The following is a 1753-nucleotide window of genomic DNA, read 5'->3' as shown; positions in this document are numbered from 1 at the left end:
GGCCGCGATCATGTTGGCGAGCGCCATCCCTCTCGTATCGTGAAAATGAAGGGCGATTTTTTCTTTCGGAAAGCGTTTCAGAAGCGCTTCAAGTACAATCTGAACCTGAACGGGGTTTGCGGCTCCGATCGTATCTCCGAGAGAAAGCTCATCGATCTCCATGTCGAACAGTGTCTCAGAGATGCGGATGATTTGCTCCAAAGGAACATCGTTTTCATAAGGACAGCCAAAAACAGTAGACAGATAGGCTCTTGTGGTGAGGTTGGCTTTAGCGGCTTCAGATGTGACTGCTTTTAGAATGGGAAGCGTTTCACTGATTGATTTGTTGATATTTTTTCGGTTGTGTGTTTCACTTGCGGACATGAACACGGATGCTTCATCAATTCGTCCTTCAAGCGCCCGTTCAAGCCCTTTTTGATTCGGTACGAGCGCTGCATAGGTGACACCGGGCTTCCGCTCGATGCTTTTGGCAACAGCAAGGGCATCAGAAAGCGCCGGAATCCATTTAGGGTGAACGAATGATGTAATTTCAATATAGGAAAGCCCTGTCATGGAGAGCATGTTGATCCAAGTGATTTTATCGCTCGTGCTGAGCCTGGCCTTCTCATTTTGCAGACCATCGCGCGGTCCGACTTCTTTGATGCTGATTTTTTTGGGCACTTTCATTTGTTCTCCCCCAGACACTATTGAAGCTCTAATAATACTTCTCCTTCATCGGCAAAATCACCCTCGTTTTTTTTCACCTCTTTTACGATTCCATCCGTTTCTGCAACAATCGGAATTTCCATTTTCATCGATTCTAAAATGGCGACCTCCTGGCCTTTTTCGATTCTGTCCCCTGATTTTACGAGGATTTTCCATACGTTTCCCGCCATGTTGGTGGCAACAGTATTCATGACACGCCTCCTTATTTTTATGTCAATAGATGCCGGCTGATAAAATCGGTTTGGACTCCGCCTTGGTGAAATGCGTCAGAGCGAGCGATGTCTTGAAGTAGCGGAATGTTGGTTTTGATTCCTTCCACCTTATATTGTGAGAGCGCATCCGTTAAGATTTGGATGGCTTCGCTTCTGTTTTTCCCTTTGACAATCATTTTGGCAATCATCGGATCGTAAAACGGGGTGACGTTCATATTGGCTGATACGGCGCATTCATGCCGGACGTTCGGATGCTCCGGCAATTTGAGATCGGTGATCCGGCCAGGCGACGGAAAAAAAGTTTTCGGATCTTCGGCATAGATTCGGACTTCGATCGCATGGCCGTCCCGCCTGACATCTTTCTGTGAAAAAGCAAGGGGCTTGCCTGAGGCGATGTTTAGCTGTTCTTGTACAAGGTCAAGCCCTGTGATTTCTTCTGTGACAGGGTGTTCGACTTGCAGGCGGGTGTTCATCTCCAGAAAATAAAAACGGTTCTCTTGATCGACTAAAAACTCGACCGTCCCTGCATTGGCATAGCCGATGGACAGTGCGGCTTTCACTGCGGCATCGCCGAGCTTTTTCCGCAGCATTTCATCCAGCAGTGGAGCAGGAGCTTCTTCAATGATTTTTTGCTGCCGTCTTTGAATCGAACAGTCGCGCTCCCAAAGGTAGACAGCATTTCCGTATTCATCTGTTAAAATTTGAATCTCGATATGGCGGGCATGTTCAATACATTTTTCAATGTACATGGCGCCGTCCCCAAAAAAATCGGCGGCCCGTTTTTGATTTCCTTCATATGCTTTTTTCAATTCCTGCTCATTTCGGATAAGCTGCAT

General features: G+C 47.0%; 3 protein-coding genes. All 3 read right to left on the bottom strand.

Annotation, left to right across the window (positions count from 1 at the left end; genetic code table 11):
* The coding region (locus tag BTA30_RS22100) for a hydroxymethylglutaryl-CoA lyase (protein WP_076764201.1) at nucleotides 1-666 on the bottom strand (666 nt) is incomplete at its 3' end.
* A gap of 17 nt (nucleotides 667-683) precedes the next feature.
* On the bottom strand, nucleotides 684-896 hold the full coding sequence (locus tag BTA30_RS22095) for an acetyl-CoA carboxylase biotin carboxyl carrier protein subunit (protein ID WP_076764198.1): 213 nt from the start codon (nucleotides 894-896) through the stop codon (nucleotides 684-686).
* 17 nt (nucleotides 897-913) lie between these two features.
* The coding region (locus tag BTA30_RS22090) for an ATP-binding protein (RefSeq protein ID WP_491523026.1) at nucleotides 914-1753 on the bottom strand (840 nt) is incomplete at its 5' end.

This window comes from Bacillus swezeyi, from assembly GCF_001969815.1.
Classification (GTDB): Bacteria; Bacillota; Bacilli; order Bacillales; family Bacillaceae; genus Bacillus; species Bacillus swezeyi.
Note: the sequence above shows the minus strand (reverse complement) of the source record. Positions and strands in the feature narration are given on the sequence as shown.